Origin of the sequence: Blautia sp. HCN-20427, from assembly GCF_037890365.1 — a bacterium.
Taxonomy (GTDB): Bacteria; Bacillota; Clostridia; order Lachnospirales; family Lachnospiraceae; genus Blautia.
The window spans coordinates 150773-167585 of record NZ_JBBKBX010000004.1; the positions used below are offsets into that span (position 1 = coordinate 150773).

Below are 16813 nucleotides of genomic sequence, written 5' to 3' on the forward strand. Positions count from 1 at the left end.
CATTTTACACTATTTTCCTCCAAAAGTCCACCCTATCCCCGACTTTTGGGCAGACAGTCTATGAGCAATAGCTCCCTGGGATTAAAAATCCGCAGCGGAATGGTATGCTCGCCCAATCCGGCGCTTACCACCAGATGACTTTCCTCTTTCTGGAAATGTCCCCGGCAGTATTTTGGGAAAAGACGGAAATCCGGACTGATGACACCACCTAAAAAAGGCAGTCTCATCACGCCTCCATGGTAATGTCCTGCCAGAATCAAATCCCCGCCCCAGTCCAGATAAGCGTCCCCATACTTAGGCGTATGGGTCAGCAGAATATGAAACCACTCTCTGGAAAATTTCCCTACCAGACGGTTTATATCCCGCTTTTCAAGCTTCTTTTTCCCTCTCTTGTCATAATAGGAGTAAGGCAGCATCAGTCCGGAAAGGAGCAGCTTTTCCCCTTTGATTTCATATGCTTTCGTGGCATTTTCCAGCATAATCACGCCCAAGCGCTGAATCTGCTTCTCAAACAGCAGATAATCTCTTCCGAAAACCTCCGGTTTCTGCTTCATACGCTGCTCATGGTTGCCCAGCCCATAAAACACAGGGGCAATCTTCACGGCCTGACGAAGGAAATCATAAGCAGCCCTGACAGAGGCCTCTTTTTTTCCCAGAACCATATCGCCTGCAAGCAGCAGCATATCCGGCTGTTCTTCTTCCAGTTTTTGGAGCAGTCGCTGATTTTTCTCCCCAAATTCCACATTGTGCAAATCACTGATAACAGCAGCGCGAAAGCCCTGCTGTTTCAGTTTGTCAGATTCTATTTCATACTTGACCGTTTTAAATTTCTTAAGCAATATATTTCTCCTGATGTTTCATAATTTTGAAGTACATGACCAGCAGAAGTCCTCCTGCCAGCACCCAGGCAAAGGGACTGGCCAAACAGGCTCCCAGATAGCTGTGTCTCTGAGCAGCAATCATAGCAACGACACCTCTGCCCACCAGTTCTGCCACACCTGCCATCATAGGAAGCAAACCGTAGCCCATACCCTGAATTCCATTTCGGTATACATTGACAATGGTAAGAGGAATCAGGAAAATACCCACACATTTCAGATAAATGTCTGCCTGCCCCATAATGCCGGACACATCTCCGGACACAAAGAAGTACACCAGATATTTTCCCACCGTCACAACAGGGACTGCCAGAATTACACTGTAAATACTGCCGATGATGGTAGCTGCCCGGAATCCCTGGCGAATTCTCTTCACTTCTCCTGCTCCCATGTTCTGAGCACAGTAGGTCGCCATGGTCGTTCCCAGCGCCACATAAGCCTGGGTTCCCAGCTGCTCAATCTTGTTAGCCGCAGTAAAGGCTGCCACGGACATAGAGCCCAGCAGATTCAGAGCAGACTGCACCATCATGGTTCCAATGGCTGTAATAGAATACTGCAGCGCCATAGGAAGCCCGATAGCCAGCTGCATTTTCGCCATATACGGTTCTACCTTAAAGTCGCCTCTGTGCAGCTTCAAAAGCGGCACTTTTTTTATAATATACAGCAGACACCCGATACCGGATACTGCCTGAGAAATCACGGTAGCATAGGCTGCGCCAGCCGCCCCCATATGAAATACAATAATCAGCAGCAAATCCAGCCCTACATTTAAGGCCGCCGATAAAATCAGAAAATACAATGGTGTCTTGCTGTCTCCTAAAGCCCTTAAAATACCGGACAGCAGGTTGTAAAGTACCGTAGCCGCAATTCCTGCACAGATAATCATAATGTAGGCATAGGCATCCTGGAAAATATCATCCGGTGTGTGCATAAATACCAGAAGTGGTTTCATCGTCAGCATACTTCCCGCTGTCATCACCACTGTGATTCCCAGAGAAAGCACTGCAGCCGTTCCCACGGTTTTCCGCATGCCGTCCATGTCCCCTGCGCCGAATCTCTGGGCCGTCAGCACGGAAAAACCAGCCGTCAGTCCCTGCAGAAACCCCAAAATCAGAAACATAATCGTTCCTACGCTTCCCACCGCAGCCAGGGCTTTTGTCCCCACAAACTTCCCTACAATGACCGTATCCGCCATACTGTAAAGCTGCTGAAACATATTTCCGATAAAAATAGGAATGGTAAAATCCAAAATGATTTTCATCGGACTTCCTGCTGTCATATCTGTCTGTACATGTTCTCTTGCCAAAGTAAACCCCTCTCTCAAATTAAAATCATTTTTCGGTAACTTTGGCTTATTATAGTATAAAGCAATCCGACTTTCAACATGTTTTTTATTTCTTTTCAGAAATATTTTTTTCCCTTCCCTGCAGGAAAATTTTACAGATTTTCTCAAGATAATCCCGGTATTTTGCCTTTTTTACATTCCTGTCAAAGACAAGGTCCACGCTTCCGATTTTCTTTCCATCCAGATAATAATCAGCCCTTCCCGCCTTCTCTCCCTTCTTCACTGGCGCCTCTGCGGTTTTCTTCATATGGATTTTCTTTTGAATGGAATCTGTATTCGCTCCTTTGGTATCCAGATAACAAAATTTCTCTTTATAGCTGCAGGATATTTCCTCTAAAACTCCGCCCTTTATTTGTACAGTCCCCGGGGACTTCGTATTCTCGTCCGTATAGAGTTTACAGCTTCCAAAGCCCAGATTCAGCATGGCAGCCGCATCTTTGAAACGCACCTTGTAATCCGGCGCTGTCATCACTACGCTGATAAGAGTAATTCCGTTTCGCCTGGCCACCGCAGACACACAGTATTTTGCCACGCTGGTACTGCCGGTTTTCAGCCCCACACAACCATCATAGCTGCGCACCAGTTTATTGGTATTGGTAAGTCCGAACTCACTGCTTCCCTTATACGTGACATGGGTAATGTTTTCCATCCACACAGAAGAATATTCCAGAATCTTCGGGTATTTCGTCACCAGTTCTCTGGACATCTTCGCCACGTCATGGGCGCTGGTATAGTGATTATCCGACTCCGTAAGACCACAGCAGTCCTCAAAATGGGTATTTTCCATTCCAAGTCCTGCTGCTCTCTCGTTCATCCGCTTCACAAATTCACTTTCACTGCCTGCAATATGCTCGGCCATAGCCACACTGGCGTCATTGCCCGAAGCAATGACAATACACTTTATCATGGTTTCCACACTCTGCTTTTCGCCCTCTTCCAAAAATACCTGGGAGCCTCCCATAGACTTGGCATAAGCGCTGGTCACCACCTGGTCTTCCATATGTAAATTTCCCTTTTCCAACTCATCAAAAATCAGAAGCAAGGTCATAATCTTGGTGATACTGGCCGGTTTTACTCTGGTATCCATGTCCTTTTCATAAATAATTTTTCCGGTAGATGCCTCCATCAGCACACCATGAGGCGCTGTAATCAATTCTCCCTCCTCTGCCAGAATTCTTTCTGGAAATCCAGTCAGCCAAACGGAGAAAATCAGCACCCAACTTAACAATACCGCCGCTTTTCTGCCCATTTTTATCCTGCCTTCACATTTACTCTTATAGCATTGTAAGCAAAAACTCCGGCATTTATGACAACAGAGCCTTATCTCCAGCGGAAAGCCAGAATTCCCTCTTTAAACTCCTGGAAAGAATCGGGAATACAGTCTTTTTTCTTCTGGTACAGTGCATAGGCAAAATCCACAGCAAAAATCAGCAGCAGAATTCCACCCAGTCTTGTTCCTGTCTGAAAGGAATAACTCTCCACTACCCGTTCCACTCCTTTGTGAAGGAAAAGAAACAGTCCCAGCGTATAAAAACCCCAGGCAACGGTACTTTCCAGACACAAAATTCCTTTATAGTTAAAAGGCTTCTGGGAATAATCCCACCAGACCTCTCCAAAAATCTTCAGCATCAGAAGCGCTGTTCCATACTCCAACAGCGTAGGAATAATACATCCCATAAGGTACAGCAGATACAGATTATGGTCTACCGGACGCAGCAGAAAATATACCGTCAGTGCGCCCACACCGTAAATAGGGCAGATAGGACCTCTTACAAATCCCCGGTTGGTTAATTTTCGATTGCAGATAGACATATAGATAGCCTCTACAACCCAGCCTAAAATACTGTAAATCAAAAACCATTGGATAATATGGTAAACATCCGTCCCCAAAACCGCTTTTGTCCACAACATAATTTTCTCCTTAAAAATAAAATCTTCTCCTGTAAACGTCTGATAAGTATGTCTACTATATCATGATATCCCCTGTTCGTCTATTCCCATTTGACAGAAACTCTAAAATTTTCATAAATTTTACAGCATGGGAGCAAACAGACGGAGAATGCTCTGCATACCTCTCTGCAGCACATTCTGCCGTCTGCACACATCCAGAGTAATCTCCTTACAAACGGAAAACGTCTCCGTCATATCTTCTTTTACCTGGGCCACTGCGCTGCATTTATACAGCCAGGCCGCACATTCAAAGTGCAGATACAGACTTCTGTAATCCAGATTAATGGTTCCCACTACCGCCAGTTCGTCATCACAGACAAAATTTTTGGCGTGAATAAATCCTGGCGTATATTCATAAATCCGTACCCCGGCGCTTAAAAGCTGCTGATAATAAGACTGCGTCAACAGAAAAACCAGCTTTTTATCCGGAATTCCCGGTGTGATAATCCGCACATCCACCCCTTTTTTAGATGCCAGACAAAGAGCCGTCATCATCTCATTATCAATAATCAGATAAGGCGTGGCAATATACACATATTTTTGGGCCTGATTGATGATATTTAAGTAAACATTTTCTCCTACCACTTCTCCGTCCAGCGGTGAATCTCCATAGGGCTGAACAAACCCGTCGCTTTCAAACTCTTCGGGATGGTACACATACGGTCCATAGGCAGGCAGATGGGTCTTCATTCTGGTAATCACACTCCACATCTGCAGAAACATCACCGTCAGATTCCAGACTCCCTCTCCTACAAGACGTACTCCGGTATCCTTCCAATGTCCGAACCTCATTTTCTCGTTGATATATTCATCTGCCAGATTGACGCCTCCCGTATAGCCGGTATGTCCGTCAATCACCAGAATTTTTCTGTGATCCCGGTTGTTCAGCACAATATTTAAAATGGGACGCACCGGATTAAAGGCTGCACACTTAATGCCTTTGGCCTGCAGCTTCTTATAATATCGTGTGGGAAGTGTGGTTACACAGCCCATATCATCATAAATCAGGCGCACATCTACTCCCTGCTTTACCTTCTCTTCCAATACGTCTAAGATGGCATTCCACATTCTTCCCTCATGGATAATGAAATACTCCAGAAAAATAAAATGCTCTGCTTTTTTTAAATCTTCCAGCATGTCAATAAACATGTCGTCTCCCACTGCATAATACTTGGTTGTGGTATTGGTATGCACCGGGAATCCGGCGCAGTTCCTTATATAAGCAGACTGATTGGAAGCGCCCGTATCCTCCGCTGAAAGGGCTTCTCTGGTCTCCCTGCTTTCCCGAAAATAATTGGAAATCTCTTTCATTACTGCTTCGGATTCCTGGGTCATTTTTTTTGCCACACGGGATTGTCCGAATAAAAGGTAAATAATGACGCCAAACACCGGAACCGCAAGAATGAGAATGGTCCACGCCAGCTTATACGAGGGGTTGATTTTTTTATTTACAATCCAGAGTACCATAAGCACACTAAGCAGGCTGATAAGATTCATAATATGCCCGGAAAAGGCACCCACGCCCCAAAGCATGGCAAAAATCCAGATAAGCTGCAAAAGCACAGCCGCTATGGTAACAAACAGTCTGCTGGATATAATATCAATAATCTTTTTCATACATTTCCTTTAGAATTGTCCTATATGCAGATGTTGTAAAAAAGCCTCTGGTCTTTCCAGAGGCTTTTACTGCACATTAATTATATTTACGTTTTCTAGCTGCTTCAGATTTTTTCTTACGACGAACACTTGGTTTCTCGTAATGCTCTCTTTTACGGATTTCCTGCTGAATACCTGCTTTTGCACAGCTACGCTTGAAACGACGTAAAGCGCTATCTAAAGTCTCGTTTTCTTTTACGATTACATTTGACATAAGCTCACACCTAACCTCCCTCCAGCTGCAAATTGTGCATAATACAACTGTCTGGGTATTTTTATTGCACAAATGATATTATAGCAGATTTTTGTCATTCGTCAACTGTTTTAATCAAATTTTTCAAGTTTTTCTGAATTTTTTTCAGGATTACTGCCGACATGATCCCTGCCAGCACCAATCTCCCTCAATGCTGTCTCTTTTATGACAATTCCAGCTTACCTGTATAAAGCTGATAGTAAGTTCCCTTCATCTTAATAAGGTCTTCATGGTCTCCTCTTTCGATAATCTTTCCGTGGTCCAAAACAATGATGGCATCACTGTTGCGGATAGTGGACAGACGATGGGCAATGACAAAAACAGTACGTCCTTTCATCAGGTTATCCATACCCTTCTGCACAATGCTTTCTGTTCGTGTATCAATACTGGAGGTCGCCTCGTCCAGAATCAGTACCGGCGGATTCGCCACTGCAGCTCTTGCAATGGAGAGCAGCTGTCTCTGTCCTTGGGAGAGTTCTTCCCCGTCACCGCTTAACATGGTCTGGTATCCGTTTGGCAGCATTTGAATAAACTGGTCTGCATGAGCCAGGCGGGCTGCCGCATACACTTCCTCATCCGTTGCATCCAGCTTTCCGTAACGGATGTTATCGATAATGGTTCCGGTAAACAGGTGAGTATCCTGCAGCACGATTCCAAGGGAACGGCGCAAATCATCCTTTTTAATCTTTGTAATATTAATGCCGTCGTAACGAATCTTACCTTCCTGAATATCATAGAAACGGTTAATCAGGTTGGTAATGGTAGTTTTTCCAGCTCCTGTAGAGCCTACAAATGCAAGCTTCTGTCCCGGCTTTGCATAGAGACTGATGTTCTTTAAGATGACCTTATCTTCATTGTAGCCAAAGGTTACATTCTCAAATACCACATCGCCGGTAAGCTCTGTATAAGAAACGGAACCGTCTGCGGAATGAGGATGTTTCCATGCCCACATACCGGTGCGTTCTTTGCACTCCACAAGATTGCCCTTTTCATCTTTTCTGGCATTTACCAGTGTTACATAGCCTTCATCTTTTTCCGATTCCTCGTCAATCAACTGGAAAATACGCTCTGCTCCGGCAAGAGCCATAACAATGGAGTTAAACTGCTGTGCTACCTGCATGAAAGGCTGTGTAAAGCTCTTTGTAAACTGCAGATAGGAAGCCATGACGCCAAGGGTAATTCCCCCTACGCCCAGAACAGAGAGGAAACCGCCCAGAACTGCAGTGAGTACAAACTGCAGATTTCCGATGTTTCCGATTACCGGTCCCATCATATTGGCAAAGGTATTGGCTCTGGATGCGCTCTCAAACAGTGCCTCATTGAGCTCATCAAACTCTTCTTCTGATTTTCTCTCATGATTAAACACCTTTACCACTCGCTGCCCATTCATACGTTCTTCCACAAAACCAGTCACATCTGCCAAAGACATCTGCTGTCTGACAAAGTATTTCCCGCTGTTTCCACCGATTTTTCTTGTAACAAAAATCATTACAAAAATAACCACAACGGCCAGAACTGTCAAAAGCGGGCTGAGTACCAGCATGGAAATAAAAGTTACAATAATGGTGAAAAAGGACATCAGCGCCTGAGGAATGGACTGGCTAATCATCTGACGCAGTGTATCTGTATCATTGGTATAAAGACTCATAATCGAACCATTGGTTCTCTGGTCAAAGTAACGGATAGGCAGGGTCTGCATATGCTCAAACATATCATCCCTCACTCTTTTTAAAACACCCTGTCCGATGTAAACCATCATCCTTGTATAAATAAAGGTAGAAATAACTCCCAGAAGGAAAATACATCCCAGAACACTGAGTGCACTATAAAGTCCTGCAAAATCCGGATTCTGCTGTCCAATCAGTGGAATAATAAAGTCATCCAGCAGGAATTTCAAGGACAGGGATACGGAAATCGTCGCCACAGAACTGATTAAAATGCAGATAAAAACCAGAATGAAACGTACTTTATAGGTTTCTGTTACATATTTCAAAAGACGTTTTGCAGTCTTCAGTGTATTTTTTGAGATTCTTGACTTTTTGTTTTCCTGTTTACTCATGCTCTTCACCTCCTCTGACCTGAGATTCGTATACTTCTCTGTAAATTTCATTTGTTTTCAGAAGCTCCTCGGAAGTGCCTACTCCCACAACAGAACCTCCGTCCAGAACAATAATCTGGTCCGCGTCCTCAATAGATGCCACTCTCTGTGCAATGATAATCTTTGTGGTATCCGGTATTTCTTCGCGGAATGCCTTACGAATCAGGGCGTCTGTCTTGGTATCTACTGCACTGGTAGAGTCATCCAGAATTAGAATCTTCGGTTTCTTTAAGAGTGCTCTGGCGATACAAAGTCTCTGTTTCTGTCCTCCGGAAACATTATTTCCGCCCTGAACAATCTGGGTATCATAGCCTGCCGGGAATTCATTGACAAATCCGTCTGCCTGAGCCAGTCTGCACACTCTCTGTACTTCTTCGTCGCTGGCATGCTCATTTCCCCAGCGGATATTTTCATAAATCGTGCCGGAAAACAGCACGTTTTTCTGAAGCACCATGGATACCTGGTCGCGAAGAGCCTCTAAGTTATAGTCACGGACATCTCTGCCTCCGACCCTTACGCTTCCCTCTGTTACGTCATAAAGCCGGGGAATCATCTGAACCAGAGTGGATTTGGCGCTTCCGGTGCCTCCGATAATACCAATAGTCTGTCCTGATTTAATATGAAGGTTAATGTCTTTTAAAGAAAGATTGCCGCCTTTTCCGCCGTAGCTGAAATTCACATGGTCAAACACAATTTCTCCATTTGGAACCTCTTTTACAGAATTTTCTTTATCCTTCATCTCCGGAACTTCGGTAAGAACCTCTGTAATACGGTCTGTGGATGCCTCTGCAATCATAATCATAACAAACACAAACGTAACCATCATCAGGGACATGAGAATCTGAAGGGCATACACAATCACACTGGTAAGTTCTCCTGTTGCCATAGTTCCTGTCACAATGCTCTTTCCGCCGATTGCCACAAGCAGCAGTACAACAACATACATGGTAAACTGCATAACAGGGGAGTTCCATGCAACAATTTTTTCTGCCTTTGTGAAAAGATTGTACACATATCCTGAAATTCCGTGGAATTTGCTGATTTCAAAATCCTCTCTTACAAATGCCTTTACCACGCGGGAGGCATTTACATTTTCCTGAACGGAATTGTTTAATACATCATACTCATCAAATACCTTGATAAAATGGGGGTGCGCTTTTTTGGCAATAAAAATAAGCGTTCCGCCAAGCAACGGAATGACAATCAGAAACAGAAGGGCGATTTTTACGTTAATCAGCAGAGTCATAACCCAGGAAAGAAGCACCATAATGGGGGCTCTGGCCAGAAGTCTTATACTCATCATATACGCCATCTGTACATTCGTAATATCAGTTGTCATTCGGGTAACAAGTCCTGAAGTGGAAAATCTGTCAATATTTTTAAAAGAAAATTCCTGTACCTTGTAAAAAATGTCATGCCTCAGGTTCTTGGCATAACCGGCCGCACCTATGGCAGCCATCTTTCCTGCAATCACGCCAAACCAAAGAGCCAGCATGGCCATGACTACAAGAATCAGTCCCCGCTGTACAATATAGGTAAGATTGCCTTCGGCAATGCCGGTATCGATAATCTTCGCCATTTCCATGGGGATGAGAACTTCCATCAATACCTCAAGGATTACAAAAAACGGGGCCAGTACCGACTGTTTTTTGTATCCCCGGACTGATTTTAAAAGTGTCTTATTCATTTATCCTGTCTACCTCCTTATTTTCCCTGTTTTTTTCTGCAAGATTCTGACACATCTGATAAAGAGTTTTTTTGCACAGAAAAAGCTGCTCCTGGGAAATCCCCCGGGTCATACGAACCTCTGTTTCATGAATATGCTCCAGAATGCTGGGACGCATGGCCTCTGCTTTCTTTGTGGGAAGAATCCGCTTAAGTCTGGCATCCTCCTTCACACTCTCCCGGTATATGAAACCGTTTTTTTCCATGAGTTTGAGAATTCCTGACGCTGTGGATTTTCTGATGTTAAACTCTTCCTCTATATTCTTCTGATAAATATCTCTGTGGAGAGTTTCCAGCAAAATGTGTTTCAGCACATGTCTCTGCATGGGGGTAAGTTCATTCTCTTCCGGAGTTTCCACGGGTTTATGCTCTCTCTTTAACTGATGGTTGAGTATTCTCACCAGTCTTCCTGTATGCATGTTCCTTATTTTTTCATCCATATCCTGCATCATTTGCACCTCGCTTCTTTTAGTTAGCTTCCTAACTTTTTCATATTATACAGACCATTTTTTTTAATGTCAACACTTTTTTCTTTTTCTCCTTTTCTATCTTTCTGTGCTGGAGTATAATATGGATTGTCTATCAGGTTTTTCCTGAAACTTTATTTTAGAAACGGAGGAAACAGAACATGCGACGTCTCGCTGTCTACTTGAAAAACTACAAAAAAGAAAGCATACTGGCTCCCTTTTTCAAGTTTCTGGAGGTAGTATTTGACCTGCTGGTTCCCGTGGTCATCGCCCGTATGATTGATGTGGGAATTGCGGGAAATAACCGGGAGGTTATCATTCAGAATTTTTTTATCCTGCTTCTCATGGCTGCTGCCGGTCTGACTGTCAGTATTACAGCCCAGTTTTTTGCCGCAAAGGCAAGCACCGGCTTTGCCGCCGAGCTTAGACAGGCTGTCTTTGACCATGTACAGAGTTTTTCCTTCTCCCAGCTTGACAGGCTGGGAACAGATACTCTGATTACACGGCTTACCGATGACATTAACCAGGTACAAAACGGCCTCAACATGGGGCTCCGCCTGCTGCTGCGCAGCCCTTTTATTGTCCTTGGTTCCATGGTCATGGCCTTTACTGTCAATGTGCGCTGCGCCCTGATTTTTGTTGTAGCCATTCCTGTACTTTTTCTGGCCGTCTTTCTCATTATGTATCTCAGCATCCCCCTGTTTCGGAAAGTACAGGGGAAACTTGACAAAGTCACAGGACTTACCAGAGAAAATCTCACCGGTGTCCGGGTCATTCGGGCATTTTGCCGCGAACAGGAATCTGTGGCAGAATTTGACCTGCACAACCGGGAGCTGACAAAGCTCAACGAATTTGTGGGGAGATTATCCGCCCTTTTAAATCCGGTTACTTATGTTCTGATTAACCTTGCCACCGTTGTACTCATCAGCAGAGCCGGCATCCAGGTCCATTTAGGCAATATGCAGCAGGGCGAAGTGGTTGCGCTTTATAACTATATGGCTCAAATGATTATTGAACTGATTAAGCTGGCCTCTCTGATTATCACGCTGAACAAATCAGCAGCCTGCGCCGGCCGTGTGGCTGATATCCTGAAAATCACACCTGCTATGGACTATCCGGAAGAAACCGCAGCGCACACTCCCTCTGCTTGTGCCGTTGCTTTTGAACATGTGACCTTCTCTTATCCGGACACAGGCGCTCCCAGTCTTTCTGACATCAGCTTTTCTGTAGAAAAGGGACAGACTGTAGGAATTATCGGAGGAACCGGAAGCGGAAAAACAACCCTTGTAAACCTAATTGCCCGTTTTTATGATGCCACAGAAGGACAGGTGCTTCTGGACGGACAAAATATTCGCAATTATACCCAGGATGTACTCCGGGAAAAAATCGGGGTTGTTCCTCAAAAGGCAGCGCTCTTTAAGGGAACCATCCGCGAAAATATGAAATGGGGACGGGAAGATGCCACAGATGAAGAAATCTGGGCAGCACTTTCCATGGCCCAGGCCAGAGAGATTGTGGAGAAAAAAGAGGGACAGCTTGACTTTCATCTGACACAGAACGGAAAAAATCTTTCCGGAGGCCAGCGTCAGCGTCTTACGATTGCCCGTGCTCTTGTGAAAAATCCTGAAATTCTCATTCTGGATGACAGCGCCAGCGCCCTTGACTTTGCCACAGATGCAGCCCTGCGAAAGGCACTTCATGCACTAAGGGGAAATGTGACTACCTTTCTGGTTTCCCAGCGTTCTGCCAGTATCCGTCATGCAGAACAGATTCTCGTTCTGGACGATGGCCTCCTGGTGGGAAAAGGCACCCACGACCAGCTGGTAGACTCCTGTGAAACATACCGGGAAATCTTCTTCTCACAGTTTCCCGAAGAACGCACAAAATATACAGAAAACCACAAAGCCGAAAGCTTTCCGGCATCCAAAAGGGAGGGAAACCCATGAGTATTTCAAAGAAAACAAAGAGCAGCAGTATGGAAACCTTTAAAAAGGTACTCCGCTTTATCGGAAGATACCGGTTTCTGCTGATAGCCAGTATCGTGCTTGCCGCAGTTTCCGTAATCCTTCAGCTTTATGTTCCGATTCTTTTCGGAAACGCCATTGATGAAATCGTCGCCAGGAATCAGGTGCATTTTTCCAAAATGTGGCAGTATCTATGGCAAATTCTCATATTGGCCGCTCTCTCCGGCGCCGCGTCCTGGGTCATGAACCTCATCAATAACCGCATGACCTACCGTACCGTACAGGACATCCGCACAAAAGCTATCCGCCATATTCAAGTGCTTCCCCTCTCCTATCTGGACAGACACAGCACCGGAGATATCATCAGCCGGGTGATTGCCGATGCAGACACCCTTTCAGACGGTTTGCTTTTAGGCTTCACACAGCTTTTTTCCGGTGTTGTCACCATTATGGGAACCCTGGTATTTATGTTTTCCAAAAACGTATTTATCACTCTTCTGGTCATTGTGCTGACCCCTCTCAGCTTTTTTGTGGCAAAGTTTATTTCCTCCCATTCTTTTCAGATGTTCCGGAGACAAAGTGAAGCCAGGGGAGCACAGACTGCCCTGATTGAGGAAATGATTGGAAACCAAAAGGTCGTTCAGGCCTTTGGTTACGAAGAAAAATCTTCTGCCCGTTTCTCCCGGATAAATGAAGAGTTAAAAGAAGCCAGTCAACATGCTATTTTCTACAGCAGTCTGACGAATCCTGCTACAAGGTTTGTCAACAACCTCATTTATGCGGCAGTTGCCCTGACCGGTGCGCTTCTGATTCCCAAAGGGGCTCTGACCGTAGGCGGTCTCTCTGTTATGCTGGCTTATGCAAACCAGTATATGAAGCCCTTTAATGACATCAGTTCCGTTATCACAGAACTGCAGAATGCACTGGCCTGCGCTTCCAGGATTTTCTCTCTTTTAGAAGAAGAACCGGAAAGTTCTGACGCTTCCGGCACTCTCTCAGATGTAAAAGGGAACGTTGCCATTGAACACGTGTCTTTCCGTTACGTACCGGATAAGCCTCTGATTGAAGACTTTAACCTGAAGGCCGCGCCGGGCAGAAGAATTGCTCTGGTAGGGCCTACCGGCTGTGGAAAGACAACCTTTATCAACCTGCTGATGCGGTTCTATGACGTGGATTCCGGAACCATTTCTGTAGACGGAAAATCCATCCGCCAGGTTTCCCGCCATGCCCTCAGAAGCAGCTATGGCATGGTGCTGCAAGACACCTGGATAAAAAGCGGCACGGTTCGGGAAAATATTATTATCGGCAAACCGGAAGCCTCGGAGGAGGAAATCATACAGGCAGCCAAAATGTCCCATAGCTGGGAATTTATCCGCCGCCTTCCCGACGGCCTTGACACAATCCTGAAAGAAGACAGTCTCAGCCAGGGACAGAAGCAGCTTCTCTGTATCACTCGTGTTATGCTCTGTCTGCCGCCTATGCTGATTCTGGACGAAGCCACTTCCAGTATTGACACCAGAACGGAACTGATGATTCAGAAAGCATTTGACCGTCTGATGCAGGGACGCACAAGCTTTATTGTAGCCCACAGGCTTTCCACTATCCGGGGTGCAGATGAAATTCTGGTTATGAAGGATGGAAGTATTATCGAACAGGGTACTCACGAAAAATTAATGGAAAAGGGCGGTTTTTATAAGACACTGTACAACAGTCAGTTTGTCAATACAGCCGAATAGAGAGAAAAAAAGGAGGCCTATCAAACAGCCTCCTTTTTCTAAAAACAAATTTTTTATTTAATCTGGTCTGCCAGTATATCTGCTGCTGCTTTTAAGGCTTCCGGTACTTTATCCGGGTTTTTGCCTCCGGCCTGAGCCATGTTGGGGCGTCCGCCTCCGCCTCCGCCTACAAGGGCAGCCATGCCTTTCACCAGATTTCCTGCATGAGCACCTGCTTTCTGCGCTTCCTCTGTCACCATAGTCAGAAGGCTTACCTTTCCTCCTGCTACGCTGGCCAGCACTACCACACCTTCGCCCAGTTTTTCCTTTAACTGGTCGCCTAAGTCACGCAGTCCGTTCATATCCACATCATCCAAGGAAACTGCCAGAAGCTTCACACCTTTGATTTCCTGTACCTGGCTCATAACGTCGCCCACTGCGTCTTTTGCCATTTTGGCCTTCAGTGCTTCATTTTTGCTGTGCAGATTTTTCACCTCTGCCTGGAGATGTGCGATTTTTTCTTCGATTTCTGCCGGAGAAGTCTTCAGCATTGCTGCGATTTCTGCCTGGCGTTTCTCGATTTCTTTATAGTAAGCAAATACACCGTCTCCGGTAAGGGCTTCGATACGGCGCACACCTGCCGCAATACCTGCTTCTGCTACAATCTTAAAGGCTGCAATTTCTCCTGTGTTGGCTACATGGGTACCGCCGCAGAGTTCTTTTGAGAAATCCCCCATAGAAACCACACGGACTTTTTCTCCGTATTTTTCGCCGAACAGAGCCATAGCGCCTGTCTTCTTGGCTTCCTCAATAGTCATAACATCCGTTACAACCGGAAGTCCTGCACGGATTTCCCGGTTTACCATATTCTCCACCTTTTCCAGTTCTTCTGCCGTCATGGCCTGGAAATGTGCAAAGTCAAAACGCAGTCTGTCCGGAGTTACCAGAGAACCTTTCTGCTCTACATGGGAACCGAGAACCGTCTTTAAGGCTTTCTGCAGCAGGTGGGTAGCGCTGTGGTTCTTACAGCAGTTGGCTCTTCCTGTCTCACATACTTTTAAGGTTACGGTATCGCCCACTTTTATCATGCCTTTTGTGAGAACACCAACATGTCCTACTTTTCCGCCTCTTAAATGAATGGTGTCTTCCACCTTAAATTCTGCGTCACCGCAGACAATCACACCTTTATCACCCTGTTGTCCGCCCATGGTCGCATAAAACGGCGTCTGCTCTGTAAAGAGGGTTCCTCTCTGGTCTTCGGTCAAAGCCTCCACGATTTCCTCTTCTGTGGTCAGAACCGTTACTTTAGCATCACATACCAGTTTGTCATAACCTACAAATTCTGTGGTAACGGCTGTATCAATTTCATCGTAAACCGTTGCGTCCGCACCCATATAGTTGGTGGTTTCTCTGGCTGTTCTTGCCTTCTCCCTCTGTTCCTGCATAGCTTCCTGGAAGCCTTTCTCATCAATGGTATAACCCTTTTCTTCCAAAATTTCTTTTGTCAAATCCATCGGAAAACCATAGGTATCATACAGCTTAAATGCATTTGCGCCGGAAAGCTCCGTTGTGCCTTCCTTCTGCATAGCCTCTTCCATTTCTCCCAGAATGTGAAGCCCCTGGTCAATGGTTTTGTTAAACTGTTCTTCTTCTTTTGTCAGCACCTGGAAAATAAAACTCTTCTTTTCATCCAGTTCCGGATAACCGTCTTTGGAGCCTTCAATGACAACGGCGCCTAACTCTGCCAGGAACTTGCCTTCGATTCCCAGAAGACGTCCGTGGCGGGCTGCACGGCGGATAAGACGGCGCAGTACATAGCCTCTTCCTTCATTTGTGGGCATAATACCGTCAGAAATCATAAAGGTTGCAGAACGGATATGGTCGGTAATCAGACGAATGGAAACGTCTTTTGTCTCATCCTTCTTATATTCGGTGTGAGCCAGTTCACAAACCTTGTTTCTCAAAGCGCACAAAGTATCTACATCAAAAATAGAATCCACGTCCTGGACTACAGAAGCCAGACGCTCCAGACCCATACCGGTATCAATGTTTTTCTGTACCAGTTCCGTGTAATGGCCTTCCCCGTCATTTTCAAACTGGGTAAATACATTGTTCCAGATTTCCATGTAACGGTCGCACTCGCAGCCTACGGTACAATCCGGACTTCCACAGCCGTATTTTTCGCCGCGGTCATAGTAGATTTCAGAACAGGGACCGCAGGGACCTGCGCCGTGTTCCCAGAAGTTGTCGCCCTTGCCGAAACGGAAAATACGCTCTGCAGGAATTCCCATTTCCTTATTCCAGATTTCAAAAGCCTCTTCATCTTCTTCATAAATAGAAGGATACAGGCGGTTCGGGTCCAGTCCCACAACCTCGGTCAAAAATTCCCAGGACCAGGCAATGGCTTCACGCTTAAAATAATCTCCGAAAGAGAAGTTTCCCAGCATTTCAAAAAATGTACCGTGACGTGCTGTCTTCCCTACGTTTTCAATATCACCTGTACGGATACATTTCTGACAGGTTGTCACCCGGCGTCTGGGCGGGATTTCTGCGCCTGTAAAGTATGGCTTTAAAGGCGCCATACCGGAATTAATCAAAAGCAGACTCTTGTCATTGTGAGGAACAAGAGAAAAGCTCTTCATAGCCAGATGTCCTTTGCTCTCAAAGAACTCTAAAAACATTTTCCTAAGTTCGTTTACTCCGTATTTCTGCACGGTTTTTCCCTCCTGATGAGTATAATCACTGTTCTTAATGATAGCACA

At 45.4% G+C, this 16813-nt stretch carries 12 protein-coding genes; 2 read left to right on the forward strand and 10 right to left on the reverse strand.

Annotated elements, in window-relative coordinates; translation table 11 throughout:
- Nucleotides 1-32 precede the first annotated feature (32 nt).
- The 9 genes from WKT17_RS03865 to WKT17_RS03905 form a co-directional block, all read right to left on the reverse strand.
- Nucleotides 33-839, reverse strand: coding sequence for a metallophosphoesterase (locus WKT17_RS03865; RefSeq protein WP_340271851.1), 807 nt, complete (start codon nt 837-839; stop codon nt 33-35).
- Complete coding sequence (locus tag WKT17_RS03870; protein WP_294462702.1) at nt 832-2157, reverse strand: MATE family efflux transporter; 1326 nt, start codon at nt 2155-2157, stop codon at nt 832-834. Before WKT17_RS03870 ends, WKT17_RS03865 begins: the two co-directional genes overlap by 8 nt.
- Nucleotides 2158-2269: 112 nt before the next feature.
- The gene (locus WKT17_RS03875; RefSeq protein WP_173749191.1) at nt 2270-3472 is read right to left on the reverse strand and encodes a D-alanyl-D-alanine carboxypeptidase family protein; all 1203 of its coding nucleotides are present in this window, start codon (nt 3470-3472) and stop codon (nt 2270-2272) included.
- Nucleotides 3473-3543: 71 nt separating this feature from the next.
- Nucleotides 3544-4131, reverse strand: coding sequence for a putative ABC transporter permease (locus WKT17_RS03880; protein ID WP_340271859.1), 588 nt, complete (start codon nt 4129-4131; stop codon nt 3544-3546).
- A 123-nt stretch (nt 4132-4254) separates the two neighbouring features.
- Nucleotides 4255-5790 (reverse strand): cardiolipin synthase, encoded by a 1536-nt coding sequence (gene cls, locus WKT17_RS03885; RefSeq protein ID WP_173749192.1) that lies wholly within the window; start codon nt 5788-5790, stop codon nt 4255-4257.
- Nucleotides 5791-5866: 76 nt separating this feature from the next.
- A complete protein-coding gene (gene rpsU, locus WKT17_RS03890; RefSeq protein WP_004222305.1) occupies nt 5867-6043 on the reverse strand; it encodes a 30S ribosomal protein S21 in 177 nt (58 codons plus the stop codon).
- A gap of 202 nt (nt 6044-6245) precedes the next feature.
- Nucleotides 6246-8141: an ABC transporter ATP-binding protein gene (locus WKT17_RS03895; RefSeq protein WP_291683437.1), complete on the reverse strand. Its 1896-nt coding sequence runs from the start codon at nt 8139-8141 to the stop codon at nt 6246-6248.
- Nucleotides 8134-9867, reverse strand: a complete 1734-nt coding sequence (locus WKT17_RS03900; RefSeq protein WP_291683436.1) for an ABC transporter ATP-binding protein — start codon at nt 9865-9867, stop codon at nt 8134-8136. The genes WKT17_RS03895 and WKT17_RS03900 overlap by 8 nt, the downstream gene beginning before the upstream one ends.
- Nucleotides 9860-10345: a MarR family winged helix-turn-helix transcriptional regulator gene (locus WKT17_RS03905; protein ID WP_308781650.1), complete on the reverse strand. Its 486-nt coding sequence runs from the start codon at nt 10343-10345 to the stop codon at nt 9860-9862. Before WKT17_RS03905 ends, WKT17_RS03900 begins: the two co-directional genes overlap by 8 nt.
- A 188-nt stretch (nt 10346-10533) precedes the next feature.
- Between WKT17_RS03905 and WKT17_RS03910 the strand changes: the two genes are divergently transcribed.
- Entirely contained in the window at nt 10534-12318 is a 1785-nt protein-coding gene (locus WKT17_RS03910; RefSeq protein ID WP_291683435.1) for an ABC transporter ATP-binding protein, read from the forward strand.
- The gene (locus tag WKT17_RS03915; protein WP_291683434.1) at nt 12315-14072 is read left to right on the forward strand and encodes an ABC transporter ATP-binding protein; all 1758 of its coding nucleotides are present in this window, start codon (nt 12315-12317) and stop codon (nt 14070-14072) included. The genes WKT17_RS03910 and WKT17_RS03915 overlap by 4 nt, the downstream gene beginning before the upstream one ends.
- Before the next feature lie 53 nt (nt 14073-14125).
- On the opposite strand, the gene alaS is transcribed toward WKT17_RS03915, so the two are convergent.
- The gene (gene alaS / locus WKT17_RS03920; protein WP_291683433.1) at nt 14126-16765 is read right to left on the reverse strand and encodes an alanine--tRNA ligase; all 2640 of its coding nucleotides are present in this window, start codon (nt 16763-16765) and stop codon (nt 14126-14128) included.
- Between the last annotated feature and the right edge of the window lie 48 nt (nt 16766-16813).

Excerpts from the sequence above, each read along its gene's own strand:
- WKT17_RS03895 (WP_291683437.1), bottom strand. The coding sequence starts at position 8,141 with ATGAGTAAACAGGAAAACAAAAAGTCAAGAATCTCAAAAAATACACTG.
- WKT17_RS03905 (WP_308781650.1), bottom strand. The coding sequence starts at position 10,345 with ATGGATGAAAAAATAAGGAACATGCATACAGGAAGACTGGTGAGAATA.
- WKT17_RS03875 (WP_173749191.1), bottom strand. The coding sequence starts at position 3,472 with ATGGGCAGAAAAGCGGCGGTATTGTTAAGTTGGGTGCTGATTTTCTCC.
- cls (WP_173749192.1), bottom strand. The coding sequence starts at position 5,790 with ATGAAAAAGATTATTGATATTATATCCAGCAGACTGTTTGTTACCATA.
- rpsU (WP_004222305.1), bottom strand. The coding sequence starts at position 6,043 with ATGTCAAATGTAATCGTAAAAGAAAACGAGACTTTAGATAGCGCTTTA.
- WKT17_RS03915 (WP_291683434.1), top strand. The coding sequence starts at position 12,315 with ATGAGTATTTCAAAGAAAACAAAGAGCAGCAGTATGGAAACCTTTAAA.
- WKT17_RS03910 (WP_291683435.1), top strand. The coding sequence starts at position 10,534 with ATGCGACGTCTCGCTGTCTACTTGAAAAACTACAAAAAAGAAAGCATA.
- WKT17_RS03900 (WP_291683436.1), bottom strand. The coding sequence starts at position 9,867 with ATGAATAAGACACTTTTAAAATCAGTCCGGGGATACAAAAAACAGTCG.
- WKT17_RS03870 (WP_294462702.1), bottom strand. The coding sequence starts at position 2,157 with ATGACAGCAGGAAGTCCGATGAAAATCATTTTGGATTTTACCATTCCT.